General features: G+C 50.2%; 23 protein-coding genes and 1 tRNA gene. 5 read left to right on the top strand and 19 right to left on the bottom strand.

Annotated elements, in window-relative coordinates; translation table 11 throughout:
* Positions 1–77: 77 nt before the first annotated feature.
* From MA2_RS03315 to MA2_RS03270, 10 genes are all read right to left on the bottom strand, one after another.
* The gene (locus MA2_RS03315; protein WP_245945309.1) at positions 78–608 is read right to left on the bottom strand and encodes a type II secretion system protein M; all 531 of its coding nucleotides are present in this window, start codon (positions 606–608) and stop codon (positions 78–80) included.
* A 30-nt stretch (positions 609–638) separates the two neighbouring features.
* A complete protein-coding gene (locus MA2_RS03310; RefSeq protein ID WP_067056497.1) occupies positions 639–1,931 on the bottom strand; it encodes a type II secretion system protein L in 1,293 nt (430 codons plus the stop codon).
* Positions 1,932–1,973: 42 nt separating this feature from the next.
* Positions 1,974–2,456, bottom strand: coding sequence for a phosphohistidine phosphatase SixA (gene sixA, locus MA2_RS03305; RefSeq protein WP_067056495.1), 483 nt, complete (start codon positions 2,454–2,456; stop codon positions 1,974–1,976).
* A gap of 52 nt (positions 2,457–2,508) precedes the next feature.
* On the bottom strand, positions 2,509–3,585 hold the full coding sequence (locus MA2_RS03300; protein WP_079352134.1) for an NAD(P)H-dependent glycerol-3-phosphate dehydrogenase: 1,077 nt from the start codon (positions 3,583–3,585) through the stop codon (positions 2,509–2,511).
* A 172-nt stretch (positions 3,586–3,757) separates the two neighbouring features.
* Positions 3,758–4,846 (bottom strand): catalase family protein, encoded by a 1,089-nt coding sequence (locus tag MA2_RS03295; RefSeq protein WP_067056490.1) that lies wholly within the window; start codon positions 4,844–4,846, stop codon positions 3,758–3,760.
* A gap of 81 nt (positions 4,847–4,927) precedes the next feature.
* Positions 4,928–5,491, bottom strand: coding sequence for a nitroreductase family protein (locus MA2_RS03290; protein WP_067056487.1), 564 nt, complete (start codon positions 5,489–5,491; stop codon positions 4,928–4,930).
* A gap of 202 nt (positions 5,492–5,693) precedes the next feature.
* Positions 5,694–5,996 carry a hypothetical protein gene (locus MA2_RS03285; RefSeq protein WP_067334347.1) on the bottom strand — a complete coding sequence of 101 codons (303 nt, stop codon included), beginning with the start codon at positions 5,994–5,996 and terminating at the stop codon, positions 5,694–5,696.
* Positions 5,997–6,102: 106 nt separating this feature from the next.
* Positions 6,103–6,801 carry a VIT1/CCC1 transporter family protein gene (locus MA2_RS03280; protein ID WP_067056482.1) on the bottom strand — a complete coding sequence of 233 codons (699 nt, stop codon included), beginning with the start codon at positions 6,799–6,801 and terminating at the stop codon, positions 6,103–6,105.
* Positions 6,802–6,812: 11 nt separating this feature from the next.
* Complete coding sequence (zapE, locus tag MA2_RS03275; RefSeq protein WP_067056479.1) at positions 6,813–7,949, bottom strand: cell division protein ZapE; 1,137 nt, start codon at positions 7,947–7,949, stop codon at positions 6,813–6,815.
* Between the two features lie 45 nt (positions 7,950–7,994).
* Complete coding sequence (locus MA2_RS03270; protein ID WP_067056477.1) at positions 7,995–8,654, bottom strand: alpha/beta hydrolase; 660 nt, start codon at positions 8,652–8,654, stop codon at positions 7,995–7,997.
* Positions 8,655–8,949: 295 nt separating this feature from the next.
* Here MA2_RS03270 and MA2_RS03265 point away from each other — a divergent pair, with 295 nt between their 5' ends.
* Complete coding sequence (locus MA2_RS03265; protein WP_245945310.1) at positions 8,950–9,348, top strand: hypothetical protein; 399 nt, start codon at positions 8,950–8,952, stop codon at positions 9,346–9,348.
* A gap of 105 nt (positions 9,349–9,453) precedes the next feature.
* Here the strand turns inward: MA2_RS03265 and MA2_RS03260 are convergent, their stop codons facing one another.
* A complete protein-coding gene (locus tag MA2_RS03260) occupies positions 9,454–9,954 on the bottom strand; it encodes a hypothetical protein (RefSeq protein WP_067056474.1) in 501 nt (166 codons plus the stop codon).
* A 59-nt stretch (positions 9,955–10,013) separates the two neighbouring features.
* Positions 10,014–10,913: an ATP-binding protein gene (locus MA2_RS03255; protein ID WP_067056472.1), complete on the bottom strand. Its 900-nt coding sequence runs from the start codon at positions 10,911–10,913 to the stop codon at positions 10,014–10,016.
* A gap of 240 nt (positions 10,914–11,153) precedes the next feature.
* Here MA2_RS03255 and uvrB point away from each other — a divergent pair, with 240 nt between their 5' ends.
* Both uvrB and MA2_RS03245 read left to right on the top strand, forming a co-directional pair.
* Complete coding sequence (gene uvrB / locus MA2_RS03250) at positions 11,154–13,271, top strand: excinuclease ABC subunit UvrB (protein ID WP_067056470.1); 2,118 nt, start codon at positions 11,154–11,156, stop codon at positions 13,269–13,271.
* Positions 13,272–13,350: 79 nt separating this feature from the next.
* The gene (locus MA2_RS03245; RefSeq protein ID WP_067056467.1) at positions 13,351–14,388 is read left to right on the top strand and encodes a J domain-containing protein; all 1,038 of its coding nucleotides are present in this window, start codon (positions 13,351–13,353) and stop codon (positions 14,386–14,388) included.
* A 71-nt stretch (positions 14,389–14,459) separates the two neighbouring features.
* Here MA2_RS03245 and folE read toward each other — a convergent pair whose 3' ends face one another.
* The gene (gene folE / locus MA2_RS03240; RefSeq protein WP_067056621.1) at positions 14,460–15,014 is read right to left on the bottom strand and encodes a GTP cyclohydrolase I FolE; all 555 of its coding nucleotides are present in this window, start codon (positions 15,012–15,014) and stop codon (positions 14,460–14,462) included.
* Between the two features lie 236 nt (positions 15,015–15,250).
* Here folE and MA2_RS03235 point away from each other — a divergent pair, with 236 nt between their 5' ends.
* On the top strand, positions 15,251–16,087 hold the full coding sequence (locus MA2_RS03235) for an enoyl-ACP reductase FabI (RefSeq protein ID WP_067056464.1): 837 nt from the start codon (positions 15,251–15,253) through the stop codon (positions 16,085–16,087).
* Here the strand turns inward: MA2_RS03235 and dnaE are convergent.
* Positions 16,084–19,584 (bottom strand): DNA polymerase III subunit alpha, encoded by a 3,501-nt coding sequence (dnaE, locus tag MA2_RS03230; protein WP_067056461.1) that lies wholly within the window; start codon positions 19,582–19,584, stop codon positions 16,084–16,086. The genes MA2_RS03235 and dnaE overlap by 4 nt on opposite strands.
* Before the next feature lie 235 nt (positions 19,585–19,819).
* On the opposite strand from dnaE, the gene MA2_RS03225 reads away from it, so the two are divergent.
* Positions 19,820–19,892 (top strand) — tRNA-Arg (locus tag MA2_RS03225).
* 35 nt (positions 19,893–19,927) lie between these two features.
* Here the strand turns inward: MA2_RS03225 and MA2_RS03220 are convergent.
* From MA2_RS03220 to MA2_RS03200, 5 genes are all read right to left on the bottom strand, one after another.
* Positions 19,928–20,590 carry a nucleotidyltransferase family protein gene (locus MA2_RS03220; RefSeq protein WP_067056458.1) on the bottom strand — a complete coding sequence of 221 codons (663 nt, stop codon included), beginning with the start codon at positions 20,588–20,590 and terminating at the stop codon, positions 19,928–19,930.
* A gap of 4 nt (positions 20,591–20,594) precedes the next feature.
* Positions 20,595–21,749: an XdhC family protein gene (locus MA2_RS11190; RefSeq protein ID WP_067056455.1), complete on the bottom strand. Its 1,155-nt coding sequence runs from the start codon at positions 21,747–21,749 to the stop codon at positions 20,595–20,597.
* Positions 21,750–21,904: 155 nt separating this feature from the next.
* Positions 21,905–24,361: a xanthine dehydrogenase family protein molybdopterin-binding subunit gene (locus tag MA2_RS03210; RefSeq protein WP_067056452.1), complete on the bottom strand. Its 2,457-nt coding sequence runs from the start codon at positions 24,359–24,361 to the stop codon at positions 21,905–21,907.
* Entirely contained in the window at positions 24,358–25,470 is a 1,113-nt protein-coding gene (locus MA2_RS03205; protein ID WP_079352119.1) for an FAD binding domain-containing protein, read from the bottom strand. Before MA2_RS03205 ends, MA2_RS03210 begins: the two co-directional genes overlap by 4 nt.
* A complete protein-coding gene (locus MA2_RS03200) occupies positions 25,467–26,144 on the bottom strand; it encodes a (2Fe-2S)-binding protein (protein WP_067056449.1) in 678 nt (225 codons plus the stop codon). Before MA2_RS03200 ends, MA2_RS03205 begins: the two co-directional genes overlap by 4 nt.
* Positions 26,145–26,204: the final 60 nt, after the last annotated feature.

The raw sequence follows: 26,204 nt of genomic DNA, 5'->3' as shown, positions 1-26,204 counted from the left end.
TGCTAGTAAGAATATTCTTGCGGTCGGGCCTGACCGGCTAGCAGTAGCAATCCCCTCACTTTAGGGAGGGGAGGAAGTCAATGCCCTTGCTTAAACAAGGCTTGTACACGCAACCCATCGGGCGCGGTTTGGCTGATTTGCAAACGCTCAATCACAAGTCCGCGCTGCACCAACTGATTGAGCACATTGTTGATCACGGATGCTTGGGCATGACTAAATGCCACCTCGACCCCATCAGCATTCGCTGCGATTTGTCCATCAATGCCTGCGCCCGATAGTACCTCTTGCACCGCTGTTTGTGGGTCTTGTGCGCTGCTTTGGTTGGCGTTGATATTGCCTGCTTGGCTGCGCAACCAAAATACATCGTTGAGTGTGGCATTGTATGCCGCCTCGCGTGCATCAGCGCGTTGGTGTAGCGTCCAGCCGCCCAAACCAATTGCCAAAACCAATAAAAAAACCGTTAGCACCGCCAAGGCGATTTGATCACGCGGTGCCAGCTGGCTGTAGCGTTGGCGCAGCGGTGCAGTGGTGCGCTGCAATGTGGCACCCAGTGGATTGAATGAGGCAAACGAGGGGCGAAACGAAAACTTAGAGGGCATGGCGGGCATAAGGCAAATGAAACCAAAATAAAGGATAGGTCACAGCTGAATCTCAAGCGTTGCGCGCGTGTTGGGCGCATTGGCGTTTGGCGGATTGCTTGGCAGATCATTGGGCACAAATACAGGCGCGTTGCTGGCATTGCCAAGTTTGGCTTTGATCCCTTGCGCCGATAATGCCGCCACCGCACGATTGACGTTATCCATGGTAGGCGCGTTCAACAACAGCTCAATGTGGTTATTTTGGTAGCTTAACTGCTCAGCGACCAGTTGATTTTGTTGTAAAATAGGTGTGATGCTGCTTAATACACCGAGGACACCTGCAGACGACGCAGCCTGTGTGTCGATTAGTTTGCCCGACAGTTGTCGCTGCACCGATAAGCGCGGATTGAGGCGCTCATTGGGAAACCAATCACGGTATTGCGTGGTTAGCATGGCTTGCGCGCGCTTTTGCGCTTTTTGATAATACCACAAGCGCATACCATCAAATGTTAAGCTGCTGATCAATGCCAGCACCGCCAACGCGGCAATAGTTTTGCCATACGCCGATAATCCATGTTCACGCGTGGCTTGGGCAAAATTTAGCGCGTGGCGCAATGGTGCTGCCACAGGACGCGGTAATTCTGCCAATGGCTGATTGGTAAGATCAAGCCCACTGAGCGTAACTTGATCAGGCGTACCGCAAACGTACAGCAGTTTTGGATTGAGTTTGGCTAAGGCTAACGGCAAGTGACTGACCGCAATACCTGTTGGCAACACATCATGGGGCAGGGTATACGTCAAAAGTTGGGTATCAGCATCTTGATACCAAACTGCCGCGTCGGCTGCACCACTGGTGTTAGGCACAGATGGCAATAAGACAAAATCAGGCAATAACGCGGTGATCTGAATATCTGCCAAAGACGCCGCCGCCATCCAAGCCTCACGGTCGGCATCGTGCAGTGCGTACAGCAGGGTTTGTGCGGTGGATGCTTGCGCGTCGATATCGTTGGTATCTGGTTTGCTGGGGGCAGACGTGGCTTTGTCGGCAGGGCGGGCAAGGGGGCGGCTTTTGATGATGAGATCATCCACACCGCCGATGCTACTGTCTTCAAATAAATAACGCCGTCCATTTTCGCCCAAGGTTTTTAATTGCTGTGCGTTGAGATCGACCGCTAGTTGCAACAAATACACGCTAGCAAAATACAAGCACACGGACTTGCCACGATTTTTGTTATCTTGTAATGCTGCCAACGCGCCGACTTCTTGCCAGCCTTCGACCGCCTGCCAAGTCTGTGTGGTGTCCTGCCAAACGCGCAATGGCGCATTTAGGTTGGGTTGCCAAACGTGTATCACTGCCTCATCATTCCTAGCTGATTAATTCAAACGTGCAGCACGTTAAACTTGTGGTACAAAGCGCGTGATCACTTCGGCAAGCTCGGGCGCAAATACTTCGGTATGCAACACACGCGCTTCAGCAAGGCTAAAGCCGTTTGGTTCATTACCTGTCAAAATCGCTGCCACATTGGCAATAATATTCATATGAAATACCACCACTACACACGCCTCATCAAGGTTATCAACGTGCTCAAGCTGCGCGGCTAATGAGTCTACCGCCTGTTTGGCGTCATCATCGGGCGTGATGTCGCCATTGACCCACACAGGCACGTCTTTAGCATTTGTCAATGCGCGGTGCAAAATCTCGCACGTTTGCGCGGCACGATTGTAGGGGCTGTGTATAAACAGCGTTGGCTGGTAGTGTTGCGCTAGCCAGTCGGCGGTTTGCTGCGCTTGGGCGCGCCCTAAATCGGATAAATTGCGCTCACTGTCTGGCTGGGTATACGCGCCTGCGTCACCGTGTCTTAACAAAATGATCTGCATAACTGACCTATGTATTTTTTTAACCAATGATTTGCAATGCGTAATTTTTATCTTAAAAACGAGGGATAGGTGCGGCTTGATGCGGCATGACAAATTCAACATCACTGCGAAACCCTGCTTCCATCAAATTAAGCGCGACGGTAAGCGGTGCCTGCCCTTGATAGATGATATCATACAACGCATGGGTGATTGGCATATAAATGCCAGATTTTTTAGCCTTGTCATTGACCTGCGCGATGGTGTTGATACCCTCGGCAGTTTGTCCGAGTTTTTTGACCGCCTGCTCAAGGCTCATGCCTTTGCCAAGCATGCTACCGATTTGGTAATTACGGCTTAGCGTTGAGGAGCACGTGGCGTACAAATCACCCACGCCCGATAACCCCAAAAACGTCAAGGGATTCGCCCCCATTTGTACGCCAAAGCGGCTCATCTCCGCCAGTGCGCGTGTCAATAGCATGGCTTTGGTGTTCTCGCCAATGTCATACGCTGTCGCCATGCCCATGGCAATGGCATAAATATTTTTGAGCGCGCCGCCAAGTTCAACCCCAATGACATCATCACTGGCAAACACACGAAAAAATGCGCTGTGCAGCACGTGCTGTACGGCATGGCGCAGAGCTTCTGATTCGCTGGCGATGACGGTTGCTGACGGCATATTATTCATGATTTCTTTGGCAAGGTTTGGGCCACTCATCACGCCAAATGCCACGTTGGGCAGCTCCTCGCGAATGATGTCGCTCATCAGCGCAAAGGTGTCTTTTTCGATGCCCTTGGTCAAAGACACCACAGTTTGCGCGCTGATTAAGGGCGCGATTTTTTGGATGGTTTCGCGAAACGCGCCACTGGGCACGGCAACAAATACGATGTCACAATTTTGCACCGCGCTAGCCAAATCATGGCTAAATGCCAGGCCATCATCAAGGACAAAGTCGGGCAAATATTTTTTGTTGATACGAGTTTTTTGCATAGCCCGTACGCTGCGTTTATCGCGTACCCACAGCGTGACCTGCGCGCCATTTTTGGCTGCCAAGTTTGCCATAGCGGTGCCAAAGCTACCACCACCTAAGACAGTGATGCGCAGTGCGTTGCCTACGTTCACCCGTGCAGGCACGGGGTCAGCCTCTGTCATGGCATCTAAGTCATCCGTTTCGTCATCGGTTTTGACTTTTTTTACGGTTTTATCCAGCACATCAGCAAACAATTTACTGGCTTTTTGTCGATTTGCCGACAACTTTTCTAGATTTTCGGCTAATGTGGGCAGTTGAGGCTTTTTCATGGCAATCCTTTGGCAAGTTCATCATTTAATCATCAAAATGAAATGGACAGCGCGGTTCTTGCACAGGTTTGGCGTTATGTTCACTTCTAAAATTGGCTGAAAACGCATAAACCGCCTGACGCGCCCGCATGATGGCACCCAATGGGCGGTGCTCGGCAATCCCATGCCATGGTGAAAACGCCATGTGGTCATCGACGCGCTGCGCACGCTGTGTGTCCCAAGCTGTTTGTGGGGCAACTTCTAGGGTAGCGACGGTCACAAAGGGGCTTAAAGTCTCACCCCATTCAACGTTGGGCTGCTCGATGGGCATTTTGTCGATATCGACACACAATTGCACCTGAAAATGCCACATGCCACCGTGCGTTTGAAAAAACGCTATGCTATCTTCACGCAATCCGTTTGGCTTGCCAGTCAAATCAACGGTTTGATTTTTTTTGCCCAGCAGTGCATCGCTGACAGGGATCAAGCGGTATTTGGCAATATAGGGACCATACAATGTCGGTAATTGGCTAAAAAAATTATCGCCCATCACACTGGTGGGCGGCTGTCCGCCTAAGCCTGCCAATGTCGTGCTATGGATGCCAACTTTTTGCAAATTTTTTTCGACGGTTTGTAGGGCAGCGGATAGGGCAATTTTTAGACCCTCGACCTTGTCTGTTGTGGCGGCGGCAGGGATTAAACCGTTTAGAAATTGACGCAAATTTGCTGGCTTAAAAACAGGTGAATTGACCATGACAAAATCCTGCACCAAGCCGTCACTGTTGGGCAAACGCTCACCTTCAACATCAAACAGCTTGATGGCGCAGCCGCGTGGTGTCGAAACGTTGTCGTCTAAAATATCGCCTGGTGTGGTCGAAAAACGCATAATCGCGCAGTAGGTCTGTGGGTGTTTGAAAATACCTTGCGCCAAATGTTCGGGCAGGTTTTCATGAACCTGAAACGTGCCTGACAAAATCGCGTGGCTTTTGGCATGCACACTGCGCACAGGGTAGCCATAGTCTTTATACGTGGTTTTTAAAATATAATGCATCGCCTGTTTGATAGATGCAATCGTTTTCGCCTCATCGGGGCTGATTTGTTCCATATCAGGCGTATAGACAACTGGTTTTGGCATAGTAGCTAGTCTTTTTGGCGTATTTTTAATAATAGTTTAAATAAATTTATATAAAATAAATAATCGGTTTAGCTAAAAATTCTACGTCCAATAATCAAGCAAGTTATCCAAATCCAGGGGTGCGCGCTCAGGCATTTGCACATCGGTCGTACCGACATAAATAAAACCCACCACGCGGTTGCTATCATCTAAGGCAAAAAACTGCTTAACTGCCGCGCTGTCAGTCAATGCGCCCGTGCGCCATACACTGCCAAAGCCCATCGCATGCAAGGCAAGCAGCAGATTTTGTACCGCCGCACCTGCTGCCAAAAGCTGCTCATAAGGCGGTACTTTGGCATGTGCTTGATACGCTGTTAGGCAGGTGATAACCATTGGCGCGCGTAAGGGCAGATTGCGCGCCTTGTCCAAGGCTTTGGCGTCGGTTTCGCCTGCATCTAGTGTGGCTTGGTGCAACGCGTCGCCCAAACGCGCCAACGCTTCGCCCTCTAACACAATAAAGCGAAACGGCTGCAAGCATTTATGATCAGGCGCAGTGTAGGCAAGCTGTACGGCGCGCTTGACTTGTGCGTGCGTGGGGGCAGGCGCGTTGAGGTTGCCAATTGAACGCCGTGAGGCAACTAAATCAAAAAATTCATCGGTGTGCATGGTGATTAGTTAAGTTGTATCAGGTTTTGGATTGATAAAGTTTTGTGCCAAAAATAATAGCAGATTTTGGTCGCATTTTGCCATGCCAGATACAGCAATAGCAGATGGTTTTGGCAGAAAAACCGCCAATATCACGCCTGTTAAATCAAGTACAGTTTTGGATATCGATACCATTCATCAATCATAAGGGCTAAAGCCACATTTATAGTTGCGTGGTCGGTACAGTCGTGGTCACCACGTCAGGCGTATAAGAATAGCCCAACGCAAAACCTAAGACAAACGTGATGGCATAAACGATAAAGAAACGGCCAAAGACCTGCCGCTCGTTGGCGCTTAGCCGATCTTTGTTGGACAAATACCAAATGATATGCACCAACGGCGAAAATAACACCGCCAAAATACCCATCAAGACACTGTGCCGAAAGATGATGACCAAGGTTTTGATAAAAAACCAAAGCCAAACCAAAACAGCAATGAATAGCAAGATAGCAAGTATGGTAGTCATCACAGACATCCTAATCAATCACTGAATAAACAGCCATTAACTTAACCATGACAGGACTTGATAAACAAGAACAATTAAGCATATTTTTTGGGGTCTTGTGTTACCTCTAACCTGCATCCACACCAAACAACCGCCCGACCAAATTGGTAATCCCCAGTGCCAGCACACCCCATACCACAATGCGCACAATCGCAGGCAAAGGCTTTGCGCCGCCTAGACGCGCTGATAACCACCCCAAAAACGCCAAACCAATCAATGTTGCCACAGTAAGCCCGATCAATAAATCCTCATGCGGCAACAGCCACACGCACAAAATCGGCAAAATCGCACCCACCGTGAAAGATAGCCCTGAGGCAATGGCAGCTTGTAGCGGATTGGCTTCGGCGGTTTCGGTCAGACCCATTTCATCACGCGCATGCGCCTCTAGCGCATCATGATCAGTCAAGGTAACAGCAACCTCATGCGCCAATTCAGGCGACAAACCGCGTTGGGTATAAATATGGGTCAGCTCGACCAATTCGCGCTCGGGGTTGTGGGTCAGCTCATATTTTTCTTTGGCTAAATCCGCTTGCTGTGTATCGGACTGTGACGATACTGATACATACTCACCAGCCGCCATACTCACCGTGCCTGCGCACAATGACGCAAGCCCCGTTAACAGCAGAGTATGGCTATCGGCTTGCGCTGCCCCCACACCCATCAACAAACTGGCGGTAGAAATCAGCCCATCATTAGCCCCCAGTACCGCGGCACGCAGCCAGTTATTGCGCTCACTAAAATGCCGCTCAGGATGAATGGAGTACATAAGAACGCCTTTTAAATCATTCGGTTTTGCAAATCGGTTTGTTCTTGCAAGTCATTTTGGGCAATGCGGTGTTCAGCTTGTAAATAATCGGTTGATTGCATCTCAAGCAGACGTGAGCGCGTACGCTCGATTTCAAACGCCAATTTTTGCCCTTGATACAAATCCAAAATCGACTGCTCAGCGCGTACCAATAACTTGACACGGCGGTCATAAAATTCATCAACCAAATAAATAAACCGCCGCGTTGGGTCGGCGATATTGTCATTGAGCGCAGGCACATTATCAACCAACACCGTGGCAAAGCGGTTGGCAAGCTCGATAAAATCACTGGCAGAGCGCGGCTGCATACACAAACTGCGAAACTCAACGTATAGCACATCATGCGTATAGCCATGCACCATGATTTGCCGCCCGTTGATCGTGAGCGGCTCACGGGTCACAGGTTGGTTGTTGGTCAGCGCGACAAACCGCTGCGCCAGCCACTGTGCGTTATCAGCCGTCAGCGGTGAGACATACAGCTCAGCTTGCTGCAACAGCCGCAGGCGATAATCCACGCCACTGTCAATATTCATCACCACACAATGACGCTCAAGCGCGGCAATAGCAGGCAAAAAGCGGTCACGGTGTAGCCCGTCTTTATACAAGCCATCGGGCGCGATATTTGACGTTGCCACCAACGTAATACCACGAGCAAACAACATGCCAAACAAATCACCCAAAATCATCGCATCCGACACATTTGACACAAAAAACTCATCAAAACAAATCACCTTGGCATCTTGGTGAATGCGGTCGGCGACTTTTTCTAGCGGATCGGCTTGCCCTTGTAAGCTGTGCAACTCACGATTGACCATTTGCATAAAATGATGAAAATGCATGCGCAGCTTGCCATCGGGTGGCAGCGCATCAAAAAACATATCCATCATCCATGTCTTGCCACGTCCCACACCGCCCCACATATATAAACCTTTGGGCGGCTCAACACGCTTAAAAAAACTAAACAAGCCTGATTTTTTGTCGCGATTGTCCAAAAGCTCACGATAAATGCCGTCTAAATACGTCATCGCTTGCCGTTGCTGCACATCGGGCTGAAACTCACCCGTTTGTAAGGCGGCTTCATAACGCTGTAAAGGGCTGCTGGCGTTCAAGATATTTTCCCTAATTTTAATGAATTGTCAAATAAAAATTAACTATCAATCCGTCGAGCTTAATGCCTCAAGCGTGGTTTTGAGATCGCCCAATTTGCCATGAAAAAAATGTCCCGTATCAGCAAACACACGCGCGCGTATGCCAAACCGCTCGCCAAAGGCGGCCAGCGCGTCGGGTGCGACCAATTCATCGTTTTCACCATAAATCAAAAACGTCTTGTCGGCAGGTAGGCGCACATCATCGGTTGGATGTTTTTCAATCGACGGCGCGATTAGGGCTAAATCAGTCAAGCCAAAGTCGGCAAACTCACCATCTTCTGCCACGTGCTCTGCCGTGCGCAGCGCAACATAACCGCCAAACGAAAAACCGCCCAGCCACAGCTTACGCGCATCGGTCTGCTGCCCAATCCAGCGTAACACCGCCAACGCGTCATCAATCTCGCCTGTCATGTGGCCATAGCTGCCCGTTGAGCGTCCCACACCGCGAAAATTAAAACGCACCACGTGCATACCTGCATCACGCGCAAAGCGGTACATCGTCGTCACCACTTTATTCATCATCGTGCCTTGCTCGACGGGGTTGGGATGGCACAACAACGCCACACGCGCTGTCGTGCCTTGCGGTTGATTAGCGTGCCATAGGGCATCAACCTCAAGCTTGCCAGCAGGCGCGTCAATTAATATCGAATGGGGTGCGGTTAGCATAGATATCCTTTAAATCCATTAGGTTGGTGTGTGTTATTCGTTTTGGCGCAAAAAATAGCCCAAGCTGCGCAATTTGGCGCGGCAAAAACGCCTTGGCAATTTGCAAAAATTTAGCAACATCCTAGCGAATTTTGCCCAAAATAGCTAGGGGCGGCGGCAAATACGCTGCCAACAACAGTGCTAAGACATTGTGAATTCTTGCTTGTGTTTAAAAAATTGTAAGCACAGGCAGGCAGAAGTTGCACACCTCGACAATTTTGGGCACACTAAGCGCACCCTGAGTTAGGATGTTGCCATGCCAAAATTGAACCCATCAAAACCGGACAAAAGATTGCTTAGAAACGCCGCGGCTTTGCCTGTACTGGCGTGTGCCGCTGTATTAAGCGCCTGTCAATCCACCCCAAGCGCCGTACCCGTCATCCAACGCCCCAACAATTTGCTAGAAACCACAGGACTTGGCAAAACCAAAGTGGCCGCACAAACCAACGCGCTCAACTACGCGCGCCAACAATGTCGCCGCCGTACGCCGATTGTGCTGTCTGACACCTACCGCTACAACGGCGTGCTCGATGAAAACATGGGTCGTGTAGCAGACCAAGCCATTGGCGTGTTGGGTGGCATGGTCGGTATGAAAAAAACCAGTATCGCGCGCGACGATGATTATGAATATACCATCACGTTTCGTTGTCAATAATCTATAATTAGCTAAATTTTATAGCATAAGCCCTTGTAAATACAACATAAAAAAACCTTAACGCCTATTTTAGCGTTAAGGTTTTGTTTTGCTAACAGCTTAGGCTTAGACCGCTGAACGCCCTGCCAAATGCGCTTGCAACGCATCAATCGTTGGCTTGTCCCCTGCTGCCAAAATCGCCTGCTCAATACGTGCAATCGGTGCGGCATTGACAGGCTGACTGTCAAACAATTTGAGCGTGCGCAGCTGCAAGTTGCCATCGCCATGTGACAACACGATATCAAGCAGCACAGGTACATCAAACGGCAAATCGGGCGTGGTTTGTGCCATTGCAATCGCATGATACGCCCCGTGCGCGTCTTGGTCATCGATGATACGCTGATTGACTGCGCGGTAGGCTTTTTCGGTTGTACCACCTGCCACATTGATTTTGTGCAAGCAGTTGAGCGCAGAATGACTTTGTAGCGTGGCAATGGCAACGATATCTTGCGCTTGGCGTTGCAACTTGGCGCGGTAGGCTTCACGCGCGGCAAGCTCATCGTGGCTCAAATCCAGCTCAGGCACACCTGCTGATTGTACAGCGGGATTAAACGGTAATTGAGACATAATAAACCTTATTGTTTCATCAAGTGTTTAGCGCTTCAATGCGGACGTTTGGCTAAAAATCAATTTGTACCGTCGGCTTGCGCTAAACGTGTTTGCCCAATCCAATGCCTGCTAAACTGAAACGCTACCCGACCCGAGCGTCCGCCACGCGTGCTTGCCCAAGTCAAAGCCGCCGCCTGTGCTGCGTCATCAAACGCCACGCCTGCACACGCCAAATAATGCCCGACAATCGCTAAGTATTGCGTCTGCGGCATGGGGTGAAAGGTCAGCCACAAGCCAAAACGGTCGGATAGTGACACGGTTTCATCAATCGTTTCATACGGATTGACTTCATCGGTTTGCCCGTTATAGATGCTGACATTGTCTTTCATCAACTGCGGCAATAGATGGCGGCGGTTGCTGGTGGCGTACACCAACAATTGGTCTTGTTCTGAGTCCAGTGCGCCATCCAAAATGCTTTTGAGTGTGCGGTAGTTTTCATCTTGCGCGTTAAACGCCAAATCGTCGCAGTACACAATATAGCGGCAGCCGTGATTGGGCAAGCGTTTGCCCAGCTCAATCACCGCTTGGCGAATTGGCTCAAGCATCACCAAATCATCACGCGCCACTTCAATCATACGCAAGCCATCATGGCAAAAGGTATTGAGCAATGCCCGAATCAGCGACGACTTGCCCGCGCCGCGGCTACCAGTCATCAGCACGTGGTTGGCAGGCAAACCTGCCAAATACTGGCGTGTGTTTTGTACCAGTTTGGCTTTTTGCGTGTCAATGCCAAGTAGATCATCGAGCGTCAAATTTGAGGCGATTTGCAAAGGAACAAGCGCACCGCCACCAGTGGGGCGTGTCTGCCAGCGGTAGGCGATCACCTCGGGGTCAAGGGTGACGGGCGTGGGCAGGGCTTGGCGTAGGTAATCTTCTAGCAGTTGTGGTAAGGGGTCGGGTAGGTGTAAAGTGGTCATAAGTGGGTTGTATGCTTAATTTACTTGCTGGTTTGGTTTTTTAGCAGATCAATGAATGCATTGGCTGCTAATTTAAATGCCTATGAGACAATCTTGCTTGGTAGCCGAATGACACAGGTTTTCTCTTATTTGTGATTAACCTATCATACCACAACCGATTTTGTGTTTTTATCACCTTTTAAACGCGCCTAAAATCCCCATTAAATACCTACCATGTTGACATTATAAGAAGATTTACATATGCGACCACCCCAAAGCTCACGCTCTGAACGCCAACTTAACCAACTTGCCAAACAAATTCAAGACGAAGCCCAAATCACAGGTGTAAACGCCAGCGGCACACAGATCTCTAGCCGCGCCTTTGAGATGGTCACCGATTTTGCGCCATCGGGCGACCAGCCGCAAGCCATCGCCAAGTTGGTCAAAGGTGTAGAACAAGGCATGCACGGGCAGCTACTGCTTGGCGTGACAGGCTCGGGCAAAACCTATACCATGGCAAAAGTGATTGCCGAATGCCAACGCCCAACCATCGTCATGGCGCACAACAAAACCCTTGCCGCGCAGCTGTACGGCGAATTTAAGGCGTTTTTTCCACACAACGCGGTTGAGTATTTTGTCAGTTATTATGACTATTATCAGCCCGAAGCATATGTGCCTGCCTCTGATACATTTATTGAAAAAGACAGCGCGATCAACGACCACATCGACCAAATGCGTCTATCGGCAACCCGTGCCTTGCTAGAACGCCGTGACGCGATTATTGTCGCCTCGGTGTCAGCGATTTATGGCTTGGGCGACCCTGAAAGCTATCTAAAAATGCTGCTGCATATCGTTGTGGGTGATCGGGTAGATCGCACCGCCATGCTCAAGCGGTTGGTTGAGCTACAATACACGCGCAACGAGCTGGATTTTGGGCGCGGTACGTATCGCTTGCGCGGTGAAACGCTGGATATTTACCCTGCTGAGTCTGAGCAGCTGGCGGTGCGCGTCAGCATGTTTGACGATGAGATTGAAAAAATCTCATGGTTTGACCCCTTGACGGGTAAAACCGTGCGTAGCGTGCCACGTGTGACGATCTACCCCAAATCACACTATGTCACCCCACGTGAAAAACTTGAGCGCGCCTCTGAAACCATCAAAGAGGAATTGGCAGAACGCCTAGAGTATTTTCGCGCCCATGACAAGCTGATTGAAGCCCAGCGTATCAAGGAGCGCACGCAATACGACCTTGAGATGATTCAGCAGCTAGGCTACTGTAACGGCATTGAGAACTATTCGCGCCATCTGTCGGGCAGACCTGCAGGTGAAGCGCCACCGACCTTGTTTGACTATATTCCGCCCGATGCGTTGCTGTTTATTGATGAAAGCCATGTCACCGTGCCACAAATCGGCGCGATGTACAAAGGCGACCGCAGCCGCAAAGAAACTTTGGTAAATTACGGCTTTCGCCTACCATCGGCGGTGGATAATCGCCCGATGATGTTTGAAGAATGGGAGCGTATCGCGCCTGCGACGATTTTTGTCTCAGCAACGCCTGCCCAATACGAGCTTGAACACAGCGAGCAAATCGTAGAGCAGGTTGTGCGTCCGACAGGTTTGGTTGATCCTGTCATTGAAATTCGCCCCGTTTTAACCCAAGTCGATGACGTGTTGTCCGAAATCAACCTGCGCAAAGCCAATGATGAGCGCGTGCTGATCACCACACTGACCAAACGCATGGCAGAAGATTTGACCAGTTACCTCAAAGAATACAACATCAAGGTGGCGTATCTGCATTCAGACATCGACACCGTTGAGCGCATGAAAATTATCCATGAGCTGCGCACAGGCGTGCACGATGTGCTGGTGGGTATCAACCTGCTGCGCGAGGGCTTGGATATGCCCGAGGTGAGCTTGGTGGCGATTTTTGACGCGGACAAAGAGGGCTTTTTGCGCTCTGAGCGCTCACTGATTCAAACCATCGGACGTGCTGCCCGCCATGTCAATGGTAAGGCAATTTTGTATGCCGACACCATCACGCCGAGCATGCACAAAGCGATTGAAGAAACCGAACGCCGCCGCGCCAAGCAAATCGCCTTCAACAAAGAACACGGCATCACGCCGACGTCTGCCAAACGTCAGATTACCGACAAAATCGACACAGGCGAGGTTGAAGCGGTCAATGACAATCAAGTCATCACAACCACCAACGCGTTTCCTGATGTTGATATCGAGATTTTGCGCTCACCTGACTTATTGGCAAAAGAAATTAATCGCCTAGAAAAACAAATGAAACAGTTATCGCGCGATTTGAAGTTTGAAGAAGCAGCCAAACTGCGTGATAAAGTACTGGCATTGCGTGAGTTTGTGTTGCAGTAATTTAGATTTTATAAAGATTGTCAAATTTCGTAAAAAATGTTACGTTAGTTTTATTTTAGCTATCTCATGTAACATACTTATGCCGATAGATACATTATATGATGTTTTGAATATTTCAAGAAACGCACCGCCTGAAATTATTCGGGCGGCATACAAGGCATTATCGCAAAAATATCATCCTGATAAGTTTGTTAATGCAAGCGCAACAGATAAAGCATTTGCTAATAATATGATGGTGCAGTTGAATCAAGCTTATCAAGTGTTGTCAGATCCGATTCAGCGTAAAGCGTATGATGCTTGGCTAGATAATCGAAACTTGAATTCAAGCGATACTTCAACAAGCCGTAATCATTCAGATACATCTCATAAAAATATTACAATTAGTGTTAACTATGGTGACATCGGTAGCTCTATCAAAAGTATTTTTCGAAAAATTAAAAATATTATTAATAATTTTTTTATGGGAATGTTATTAATAGTAAAGGCAATAGTTATACGTATCCTTTTACCAGGTCTAATATTGGTGGTTATTGGCGTAACCATTCAACAAATGTATGAGCGTAAAATCCTACCAGAATCAATAGCAAATTTTACTCAATCGGTTAATGAAACTCCAACCGATATTACAACAGTTTCTAATACGTATCAATCAACCGATAACCAAGAATATATTACGGTTCATCCCGACACCTCGAAACCCACAACACTCAAAACGCGTTTAGCACCCAACGGCAAACCTTTTCCCAATCGTCCAAAACATCTTGATGGTTATCCCAAGTTAAATACTGATGGGCTATCAACCATTACAGTTGATAACAGCCAAAATGACTCGGATATATTCGGGAAATTGTACTACTTAGACGTTGATACACCGAAAGCTGTTCGCTATTTTTTTATACCTGCGTACGGTGGGCTGATATTGCGTGACGTGACAAAAGGTAATTATGATATTCGTTATAAAGACTTAGATACTGACCAAATAGCCAAATCCGAACCCTTTGAAGTTCAAGAAATTGAAAGCTATGCTGGTACGCAATTTAGCGATATTACTATGACTTTATATAAAGTGGCAGATGGTAATATGCAAACAACTACTATCCCTGATAGTGAGTTTTAATCTTAAGACCTAAGAAAGATTGCTAAATTCATAGCTTCTTAAATTCAAAAAGGTAAAAATTAGGTGATCAGTTAGTCCACACTCGGCAACGCCGCCAAAAACTCCTGCCGCGCCTGTGGGTCAGTTTTGATGGTGCCAAGCAGTGCCACACTGCGCGTGCGTGCCTGTTGGCGCATCACGCCACGCATCATCATGCACATGTGCGCCGCATCCATCACTACCGCCGCACCCTGCGCACCTGTCACATCCATGACCGCTTGCGCGATTTGTTGGGTCAGGTTTTCTTGAATTTGTAAGCGTCTGGCGAACATATCAACGATTCGCGCCATTTTTGATAAGCCCAGTACACGCCCATTGGGTACATAGCCAACATGTGCCACACCATAAAACGGCAACAAATGGTGCTCACACATCGAGTAAAACTCGATATTTTTTACCAAAATCAGCTCATTGTTATCGGTGGGGAACAACGCCTGATTGGTGACTTCATCCAACGTCTGGGTGTAGCCTTGGGTCAAAAATTCCATTGCCTTGGCAGCACGGGTGGGGGTGTCAATCAGCCCTGCGCGTTGGATATCTTCGCCCATGGCGGTGAGTAACTGGCTATAAATCGTTGGGTCAATCATGATATGATAACAGTTTTGCTCGGCTTGATTCAGTGGACTTGGCACAACGCGCGTTGTTGTATGACAAAATAACGCACGGCAATGCCAAAAAAGTGGCTATAGCTTAACGGTTTGGCGCAAATTGTAAAGTGAAATTTGTAACCATGGGACAAAATAGCACAAAGCAAGGCACTTTGCTGAACAAAAACACGATCGCGAAAACGCCAAAATTTTAAAATTTTAGCAAGGAAAACAACATGTTATTACAAGGCAAACGTTTTGTCGTCACGGGGATTGCAAGCAAGCTATCAATCGCTTGGGGGATTGCCGAAGCATTGCATCGTGAGGGTGCGGCACTGATTTTGACCTACCCAAATGACAAAATCAAAAAACGTGTTGAGATGGCGGCGCAAGCGTTTGGTGCCGAACGGGTGCTGGCATGCGATGTCAGCTCTGATGCCCAAATTGCCGAATGTTTTGCCCAGGTGGCAGCGCATTGGAGCGATGGCATTGACGGTGTGGTGCACGCGATTGGTTTTGCTCCTGCCGAACAGCTAGACGGTGATTTTGCCGATGTCACCACGCGCGACGGTTTTGCCATCGCGCATGATATCAGTAGCTACAGCTTGATCGCGCTTGCCAAAGCTAGCCGTGAATTGCTTGCCAAACGTCAAGGGTCGTTATTGACTTTGACGTATTTGGGCAGTACGCAGGTGTTGCCAAACTACAATGTCATGGGGCTAGCCAAAGCCAGCTTAGAGGCAAGCGTGCGTTATTTGGCAAGCGCGATGGGGGCGCAGGGCATTCGGGTGAATGCAATTTCGGCAGGCCCTATTCGCACCCTTGCTGCCAGCGGCATCAAGTCGTTTCGCAAAATGCTGGACGCAAACGCCAAGATAGCACCGCTGCAACGCAACGTGAGTATCGAGGAAGTGGGCAACGCGGCGGTGTTTTTGCTGTCGCCATGGGCATCAGGTATCACAGGCGAAATATTGTTTGTCGATGGCGGTTTTCATACCGTCGCGCTGAGCGAAAGCCTGTTACTGGCAGACGATAGCCCAGCAGACAGTACAGGCAGCTCAGCAAGTTTTTAGGTAAACTCCCACGCCAAGTCTTGCCCTGCCACGGCTTTAAGCTTGCCAATGGTGGCGTCATCGGGCGAGATTTGCCAATGCGCTGGCGTGTATTTGGCGGCAATTTGCCCATTGGCGCAATTGTGGTAAATGGATAAACCCAACGCGATACCTGTTGTAGTTTGGGCATCAGCGGTTTGGGCGTCTGTGGGCACAAGTAAGGCTTTGATCTCATGGAGTAATGCCACGTTGTCGCTGGCAATGCGTACCGACAAGCGCTTAAGCCAGCGTCGCCGCGCCTCGGCAAGCGTTAAGACATCTTGCAGGCTGGCATAGGTTTTGCCATCGCGCTCGCGCACGCTGCCTTCAACGATGATCACACTGTCAGGTTTTAGCTTGTCTTTGACACGGGCAAAGCGTTCGGCATAGCAGCTGACCTCAACGCGCGCGCTGCCATCATCCAATACAATCACCGAGCGATTGCCAAAGTTTGCCACATCAAGCACCAACCCTGCAAACATTGTTGTTTCGCCATAGCTGGTTTCAGACAGATTGCCAAGGCTGGCTTTGCTGTAGCGTGCCAGCTCTTTACGGTAGTCATCAATCGGGTGACCCGTCAAAAACAAGCCAAGCGTGTCTTTTTCGCCTTTAAGGCGCTCGCCATCTGTCCAAACGGGTGTGCGCGGTAATGGCGGTGCGGCGGTGACGGCTTGGATATCGCTAAACAAATCTTGAATGCCCATGCTGTCATTGTTGCGCTGTTGTTCGGCAGCTTGCATGGCGTGCGGAATTTGTGCCAACAACGCACCACGGATATCAAAACCACGCTCGCTAGGCAAGTCAGCGCGCAAATTGGCTGCCATGTCATCAAAACAGCCTGCTTTAATCAACGCCTCCAACGTGCGCTTGGTGACTTTTTTGGTATCAACACGTTGGCAAAAATCGTACAAGTCGGTGAATGCGCCGCCTTGTGTACGCGCCTGTACAATAGACTCAACCGCCGATTCACCCACGCCTTTGATACCGCCTAAGCCATAGGTGATAGTCGAGTGATTTTTGGGCACAAACTGCCAGTCAGACACATTGACCGAGGGGTTTTCTACAGTGAGTTTAAAATTCTCTCGACAATCGTTGATAAAAAACACCACGCTGTCGGTGTTGTTCATGTCTGAGCTGATCACCGCTGCCATGAATTCAGCAGGATAGTGGCTTTTTAGGTATGCAGTTTGGTATGCCAGCACGCCATACGCCGCCGAGTGCGATTTGTTAAACCCATAGCCTGCAAATTTTTCCATCAGGTCAAACACGCCACCTGCCAGCTCCTGGTCAATGCCCTGTGCAATCGCCCCATCGACAAAAATGGTACGCTGTTTTGCCATCTCCTCAGGTTTTTTCTTGCCCATCGCGCGGCGCAGCATATCTGCGCCACCAAGGCTATAACCTGCCATCGCCTGCGAAATCTGCATGACCTGCTCTTGATACACAATCACGCCGTAGGTATTTTGTAAAATCGGCTCAAGACGCTCATGGTCGTAGTGCACTTCTTCACGTCCGTGTTTGCGGTCAATGTACATGTCCACCATGCCTGCATCCAACGGGCCTGGGCGATACAGCGCACACATGGCGATCACGTCTTCAATATTGGTCGGTTGCAGCTTGCCAAGGTATTTTTTCATGCCCGAGCTTTCTAGCTGAAACACCGCCGTGGTGTGTGTGCGCTGTAGCAAGTCATACGCATCGGGGTCATCAAGCGGCAAGGTGTCTAAATCCAGCGGTGGCTTGCCTTGTGCTTGTAGGCGTTTGTTGATATTGCGCACAGCGGCGTGGATCACCGTCAGGTTGCGCAAGCCCAAAAAGTCAAACTTAACCAGCCCGACAGCTTCGACATCGTCTTTGTCAAACTGGCTAACGCGATGCCCGTCTTCATCGCAATAAATCGCGCTGTAATCGGTGATTTTGGTGGGCGCAATCAGCACGCCGCCTGCGTGTTTACCCACACCGCGTGTAATACCCTCAAGGCGCACCGCCATTTCCCAAATTTCATTGGCATCTTCATAGTCCAAATTATCGGGATTATTGAGCAAATCTTTGAGTTGCGGCTCTTGATTAACCGCTTCTGCCAGCGTCATACCAGGAGTTTTGGGGATGAGTTTGGAGATTTTATCCGCCAAACCATACGATTTGCCTTGCACGCGCGCCACGTCACGCACCACCGCTTTTGCCGCCATCGTGCCAAAGGTGATGATTTGCGACACCGCATCGCGCCCGTATTTTTGCGCGACATAATCAATCACGCGGTCACGCCCATCAATACAAAAATCTACGTCAAAGTCGGGCATCGACACACGCTCAGGATTCAAAAACCGTTCAAACAGCAAATCATACGCCAATGGGTCAAGGTCGGTGATATTGAGCGCGTACGCCACCAATGAGCCTGCCCCCGAACCACGTCCTGGCCCCACGGGTACATCGTTGGCTTTTGCCCAGCGAATAAAATCCATCACAATCAAAAAATAACCAGGAAAGCCCATCTGCAAAATCGTGTTGATTTCAAAATCCAACCGCTCATCGTACGGCTTACGCACGGCTGCCCAGTCATCACCGCGTTGGTCAGTCGGGTAGAGCTTATCGAGCCGCGCCTCAAGCCCTTGCTGCGCTGTTTGGCGAAAAAACGTCTCGATCGTCTCACCTTCGGGCACAGGAAACACAGGCAGATCAGGCTTGCCCAATGACAAAGTAACGTTGCAGCGTTTGGCTAAATCCAGTGTGTTATCAATCACCGCAGGCATGTCATCAAACAGTTGCGCCATTTGCGCTTGCGTTTTAAGATACTGCTCAGGGGAATAATCACGCGGACGGTTGGGGTCGGCAAGCACGTGCGAATTGGCAATACACACACGCGCTTCATGCGCCTCAAAGTCCTCGGCAGTCAAAAAACGCACATCGTTGTGGGCGATAATGGGCACATCAAACGCCGCGCCCATGCGCAAAGCTTGCTCAATAAACACATCCTCGTGGGGGCGTTGGGTGCGTTTAATCGCCAAATACACGCGATCACCAAACGCCGCCTGCCACTGTGTTAGTAAGCTATCGGCACGCGTTTCATTGCCTGCCAACATCGCATGTCCGACGGCAGATTTTTCGGTCAAAAGCGCGATCACGCCTGCTTGTTTGGCAAAAATTGCCTCACGCGGCACAATCGGCTTGCCCAATACTTTGCCATCGGTATAACCCACCGATACCAGTTGGGTCAAATGCCGATAGCCAGTTTGGTCGCTTGCCAGCAAGGTAACAATTTGCGTGTCATCATCAACAAACACTTCAGCACCGATGATAGGCTTGATCCCTGCCGACAGACACGCACGATAAAATTTGACAGCGGCGTACAAATTAGACGCATCGGTCAATGCCAACGCCAGTTGCCCATCGGCTTTGGCGGCTTTGACCAGCTCACCAATCCGCACGATCGAATCGGTAATCGAAAATTCGCTGTGAATACCAAAATGCACAAATGCCATGCCGTACCTTATTCTTGTTACTGCTAAAACTGATTTGGGCGGTTATTATACCGTTTTTGGCAAGAAATTTTGTGCCAAATTTGCTTAAAATCCACAAATAGCTGATGGCTAAGTATTTGACGCGACAGGTATTGTTGGCTAAAATTTTGACAAAAAGACGCCATGTTGCCACAAAATAACGCCACAACATAGTGTGCATGATTTTGGCGCGATTTTGTGCTAAAATCATCCGCCTACGCCTATAGCTCAACAGGATAGAGCAGTCGCCTCCTAAGCGACAGATTCAAGTTCGAGCCTTGATGGGCGTACAATCTTTTAAGTTTTATTTTAATGGTGGCAAAAACTAGACAACAGGCAACGTTAAACTAAATCGCTGTTTTAACCCATCAAACTGTGCCATGGTGTCTATATCCATCGCCAAATGCGGCAAGTCTATAGCCGTTAAACGATAATTTGCCCCACAGCAGCTGCAAATCAAATCAGCTGGCTGTTGCCACAGCGCGCGCAAGCCCTTATCTCCTTGTAGGCGTGCAGCAGAATCGTATACAAATCCCCACGATAAATTCACAGGTACGCCTAAGATCGGTTGTTTGCCATAGCGGCTGAGCATGAGCTCATGGCTATCTGCCGTTTGGTTGAGCGTATGTAAATCGTCTACCGTGAGTGCTACTTGGTCGATGGTCAAAATAAGTACGCGGTCATCGCGTCGGCAAGTGGTATTTGCCAAAGCATGAATGGCAAGCTTGAGCGAATGCGCCATGCCAGCAGATGGCTGCGGATTATCGATGATCGTCACGCATAAGCCAGCTAATTCGGCATATATCTGCTTTGCCCATGCCGTATTTAAGGCAGGCGCGACGACAAGCATGGCGGCAGGGGATAACGCTTGTGCTTGTTGCACGGTTTTGCTGATTAGGCTGATGCCGTGTTGGTGGATTAACTGCTTGGGTATGCCCAAGCGTTGGCTTAAACCTGCGGCTAAAATGATGACAAACAAACGCGGCATCAGATTAAACCAAGGTAGGGGCAGCAAGCTGACTGAGTGCGGCTTGAATTTGCGCCACGGTTGAGAGCGCGACGGCTTCGGGCGTGTCGCCACCAATCGGCAAACCCATCGGTGCGTGCAATATCTGCTGTGCCTGTGCAAAAATTGGTTGCAGTTCGGGATAGGCGTGTGCCAAATCGGTTAAAAGCTGCTCGGTGCGGTAGCGTGGGCCTAGCTGTCCGATATACAACGGCAACGGCGTGGCAGTCAGCGCGTGTTTGAGCCAAACTTGGTCTTGGCGCAGGCTGTGGGTCAAAATTGCCACGGCAGTTTTTGGGTAGGTGGTGAGCAAATCTTGCACAGGTTGCGCATTGTGTTCGATGTCATCAAGGGATAAATGCAGCACTGCGTCTGCCAATGGCAAACGACTAGGTTTTGCCAGATCGGCGCGTGCATCGACGACGCTGACGTGCCAGCCTTGCCATTTAGCCAGCTGTACCAGTGCTGCGCTGTCTTGCCCTGCGCCAAATATGACAAGATGCGGTGGCGGCTCGATGGTTTCGACAAGTGCCGCAAACTGCTGTGCCTGTGTCATGTTGGTTTGCTGCCAATGCTCAATGCTATGACGGCTTTTGCGGCTGGCAGGTGTGCGTTTGACCAAACGCCAACCATCACCCAAACCTAAGCCACACGCCAAATCCGTACCATCTGCCAATGCCACATGCCGCCCGATTGCTAAGGCGCAGTTGGTAGTCGTGGCGCGAATAATCGTTGCCATGCGTTGTGGCGCGCGCGTGTGCATGACTTGGGCAAATGTATCAAGCAGTGGCGCAGCGTTGGCATGGCTTAAACGCTCAAACAAAATATGCACCGTGCCTTGGCAGCCCAAGCCAAAATTGTGCTCGATGTCAGCGAGTGTCAAATCATCATCGCTGGGCGCGTCGGTTTGGTAGGTTTGTAGGCTTGCGCCGTCACGGGTCAGCCAAAATGCGCGCTGAACCACGTGTTTTTCTAAACAGCCGCCGCTGACCATGCCCACGCTTTGCCCGTCCGCAAAAATCACCATGCGCGCTGCAGGTTGGCGGTAGGCAGAGCCTTCTACTTGCACGACGGTGGCGACGACCACATCGCTGAGCGCGTCGGGTGCTAGGTTGGTTAGCGTATCATAAAAAGTTTGCACGGTTTTTAACCTTACAACGTTGCAATTTTTCTAAAATTTTTTAAAACAGCTAAGAAAAATGACGCTAAGTACAGGCTTAGCGTCATTGGGGTTGATAAAAAAGCGCTGGATAACAATGAGTCTACGGCGCTTAGACCGTAACACTTGGTCGTTTCTTACAGCAATGGCAATTGCGCCAACAGTTTATCGGCGGTGATCGGGTATTCGCGCACGCGAATACCCGTTGCATTAAACACCGCGTTGTTGATTGCTGCACCAGCGCCCGACAACGCCAACTCACCAATACCTTTGGCGTGCAATGGGTTGGCGTATTCATCGCGCTCGGGCAAAAATACCACTTCAAGGTCAGGAGTATCGGCGTTGGTTGGCACGTGGTATTCGGCAAAGTCGTGGTTGCATAGTCGTCCGTTGCGGGTGTCGTACATCATTTGTTCCATCAATGCCGCGCCCACACCAAACGTCATGCCGCCGATGCACTGAGAACGGGCGGTTTTTTCATTTAAAATTCGCCCTGCGGCAAACACGCCCAGCATACGACGCACACGCACCTCACCGGTTACGCGGTGCACGCCAACTTCAACGAAGTGCGCGCCATAGCCTGCACGGTGGTGGGTGTTGGCGTTTTTACCAGGTTTAATACTGCCTTGGGCTGACAAGCCGTGCGGTGCATGTTCACTCAATAAGTGCTTTAGCGTGGTGCTACTCGGGGCTGCTGTGGCTTGTTCGTCTTGCTGGTCATCGTTTTGCGTATTGCCATCGGTCAAGCCGACGCGCTCGGCAAGCTCACTGACGGCGGTGCTGATGGTCTCGCTAAGATCGCTGACAGTTTCGGTGACGGTGTCGGCAATTTTTTCGCTTAATTTTTCAGCTAAACTTGCCTCATGCTCACCTTGTGGGTACACGCAGCCATTGGCAAGCTGCAAAATATCGTCAGGGATATCGGCAAGCTTGGCAATCTCTTCGCGCAGTGCTTGGCAGGCAAGATACACCGCGCTGCCTGAGCTGCTCGCGCCTACGCTGCCGCCCGAGCCTGCGGCTGTGGGCATGTCACTGTCGCCCAATTTGACCTCCACGCAATCGATTGGCAAGCCCAATAAATCGGCAGCGATTTGTGCCAAAATCGTGTAGGTGCCTGTGCCGATGTCGGTCATGTCGGTTTCGACGATGGCTTGCACGCCTGTGTCGGTACCTGCCAAGTTTAGGCTAACGCGTGCCTCTGATGCCATGACTTGGTCGCTACGCGCGGCAGCTGCCATGCCATAGCCAATCATCCAATCACCTTCCATACGGCTAGCGACGGCAGGGCGATTGTCCCAACCAAATGCTTTCGCGCCATGCTGCATGCATTCGACCAGTTTACGCGCGGTAAACGGTACGTTTGTACTTGGATTTTCTTTAGGCTCGTTGTGAATGCGTAATTTGACTGGGCACATATCAAGCTTATGTGCCAACTCATCCATTGCGCATTCTAGGGCAAGTTGTCCAGCGGCTTCACCAGGGGCGCGCATTGAGCCTGATAAGACTTGATTCATGCGTACCATGCGGTATTTGACTTCGCGGTTTTCGCCTTGATATAAAAAATGCGTGGAAACCGCGCACGGCTCAAAGAATAACTCACTTGGTAAGCTTGATACATAGCTGTTATGAATCACGGTGTGCAGCGTGCCATCTGCGTCTGCGCCCAAACCAATGCGTTGCTCAGTGTTGCTGCGGCGCACGGTTGATTCCATGACCTGCGCGCGTGTCATCACCACCAACACAGGGCGATCAAGCTGTTTGGCTGCCAAGGCCGCCATAACAGACTCCGATGAAATACCCAATTTTGCACCAAAACCGCCACCGACATACGGCGATAGCATGCGCGCTTCATCGTCTTTGATTTTTAAGGCTTTGACCAGTTGCACATGACTTGCGCCAATCATTTGGTTGGCGGTGTGCAATACCAACCGCCCATCTTGCCATTGGGCCAATGACACGTGTGGCTCCATTGCCATGTTGCTTTGGCTTGGGGTGGTGTAGGTGACATCAACGCTAACGTCTGCTTTTGGCAAGGTTTTTTCAGGCTTGCCCATATATTGGTTTTTGTCGGTCACCCAGTTGATATACTGGCTGTGGGGTTTTTCTTGTTCAAAGTCAAAATGCCCATGCGCCTCGTCATTGTCATAATCAATCTGCAATGCCGCCGCGCCTTGTTGGGCTGCTTCTAGTGTCTCACCGACCACCAACACAATCGGCTGCCCATGATAAAATACCTCACTGGCAGTTTGGGCAGGTGCTCTCTTGACCGTGCCTTGTTGGGGGTTGCGCAAAAACAGCTCATCATGCAATACGGCAATCACGCCTTCGATGGCAAGGGCAGTATTGTCGTGCACTTTTTTGACCTTGCCTTTACCGATGGTAGCACCTACCATCACACCGTACGCCATGTTGGGCAAGACGTAATCAGCCGTGTAAGGTGCTTTGCCAGCGACTTTTAAATGCCCGTCAATGCGGTTAATTGGCTTGCCAACCAATTGACTGGCGGTTTTATCAAGCAGCGAATCGACGGGTTCATCCATCTTTTGTTGCTTGCTTAAGTCTTGATGATTGCTGAGTAAATCGGTCAAGTTCATGCGTCACCTCCGTGTTGGTCGGCTGCATTGGCGGTGGTTTGGTGGTCGTTTAGCGGGTGATCTGTGACATCACTTACGCCACTAGACAGCGGCGATACGCCTGCCGGGGTAGCAAGCGCGCGCGTGATGATATGATGTAATAAGCGTTGCACCAGCATGGCTTTGTACTCGGTTTGCGCGTCGGTTATCGCGTCTTTGAGCAATAGTGCGACGGCATATTCGATACTAACGGCATCGCCTGTCGTGCCAAGTAGCGCGTTTTCTACCGCTTGGTCGCGCCACGGCATTGGGGCAAGTCCGCCAAATGCTAGCCGAATGGCGGTGATTTTGCCATTGTCGTGGGCAATCACCGATGCCACTGACACCAAAGCAAACGCGTAAGACGCACGGTCACGCACCTTGTCATAAGCGTGGACGCTGTCTTGTGCTGATGGGGCAGGTGGCGGCAAAATCACATGGGTAATCAAATCACCTGCTTGCAAAATGTTCTCAATGTATGGCGTATCCTCGGGCAAACGATAAAATTCGCCCAATTCAACGATGTCTTGCGTGCCATTAGCGCGTGCAATAACAACCTGCGCGCCCAACGCACGCATAGCAACTGCCATGTCTGATGGATGGGTAGCAATGCACGCATCACTAACACCCAAAATACCCAATTGCCGATGAACACCATCTTTGGCAGGGCAACCTGAATGGGGCTGCCGCTTGTTGCATGGGCTGTCAGGCTGATAAAAATAATGGCAGCGTGTGCGTTGTAGCAAATTGCCTGCCGTTGTCGCCTTGTTGCGTAGCTGCTGTGACGCGCCTGCCAACAATGCGCGTGACAACACAGCATAATCGCGGCGTACCGTTGGGTGGCTGGCAAGGGCAGTGTTGCTGACCAACGCGCCGATTTTTAAACCACCCTCGGGGGTAGGCTCAATGGCATTGAGTGGTAAATGGGTAATATCAATCAAACGCTCGGGCTGCTCGATGTCATAGCGCATCAAGTCAATCAAATTGGTACCACCTGCGATAAAATAACTGCGCACAGTCGTTATACTGTCACGCGCACGGGCAACCGCGTCCTGCACGTCTTGCGCACGCTCATAGGCAAAGGCTTTCATATATCTGCCTCCGTGGTTGATTGGTTGTCGGTCAAATCGGTCGGCTTAAGCGCGTCAAGCTCGATGGCAAACGCTTGCTCAATGGCGCGCACGATATTGGGATACGCCGAACAGCGGCATAAATTACCACTCATGCGCTCGCGAATCTCGCGGCGTAGCGCGTGCTGATCGATCGCCTCGCCCAAATCATCGGGCAGCGGTTGGGCTAAATTGACCGATACATAGCTTGGTGTGTTTTCGCGTAGCTCATTGAGCAGAGCAGTGGCAGAACAAATTTGCCCCGACGTGCAATAACCGCATTGAAACGCGTCATGATCCAAAAATGCTTGCTGAATTGGCGCAAGCTTGGCAGGTGCGCTGTCATCGTCTAGTTCATTAGGCGGTGCAATGCCTTCGATCGTGGTAATCTCATCGCCAGCATGCATCACAGCAAACGTCAAGCAGCTATTGACGCGCACGCCATTGACTAGCATCGTGCACGCTCCGCATTGCCCGTGGTCGCAGCCTTTTTTGCTGCCCGTTAAGGCTAGCGTATTGCGGCACAGATCAAGCAGTGACGTGCGGGTGTCTATACCTTGTAAATCGTAAGTTTGTCCGTTGATAGTCAGACTAAAATCGGCAGTGGTGATGTGTTCACCGCTGTGGGTGGTCGGTTCGCTGTTGGGCGCGCTCATTGTTTTTTTCTCTTTCAATGGTGATAAGCTGGCAGGTGGTATTGGCTATCAAATAGCTAA

It is taken from the genome of Moraxella atlantae NBRC 14588 (assembly GCF_001591265.1).
GTDB lineage: Bacteria > Pseudomonadota > Gammaproteobacteria > Pseudomonadales > Moraxellaceae > Faucicola > Faucicola atlantae.
This window is presented reverse-complemented; position numbering and strand designations above follow the sequence as displayed.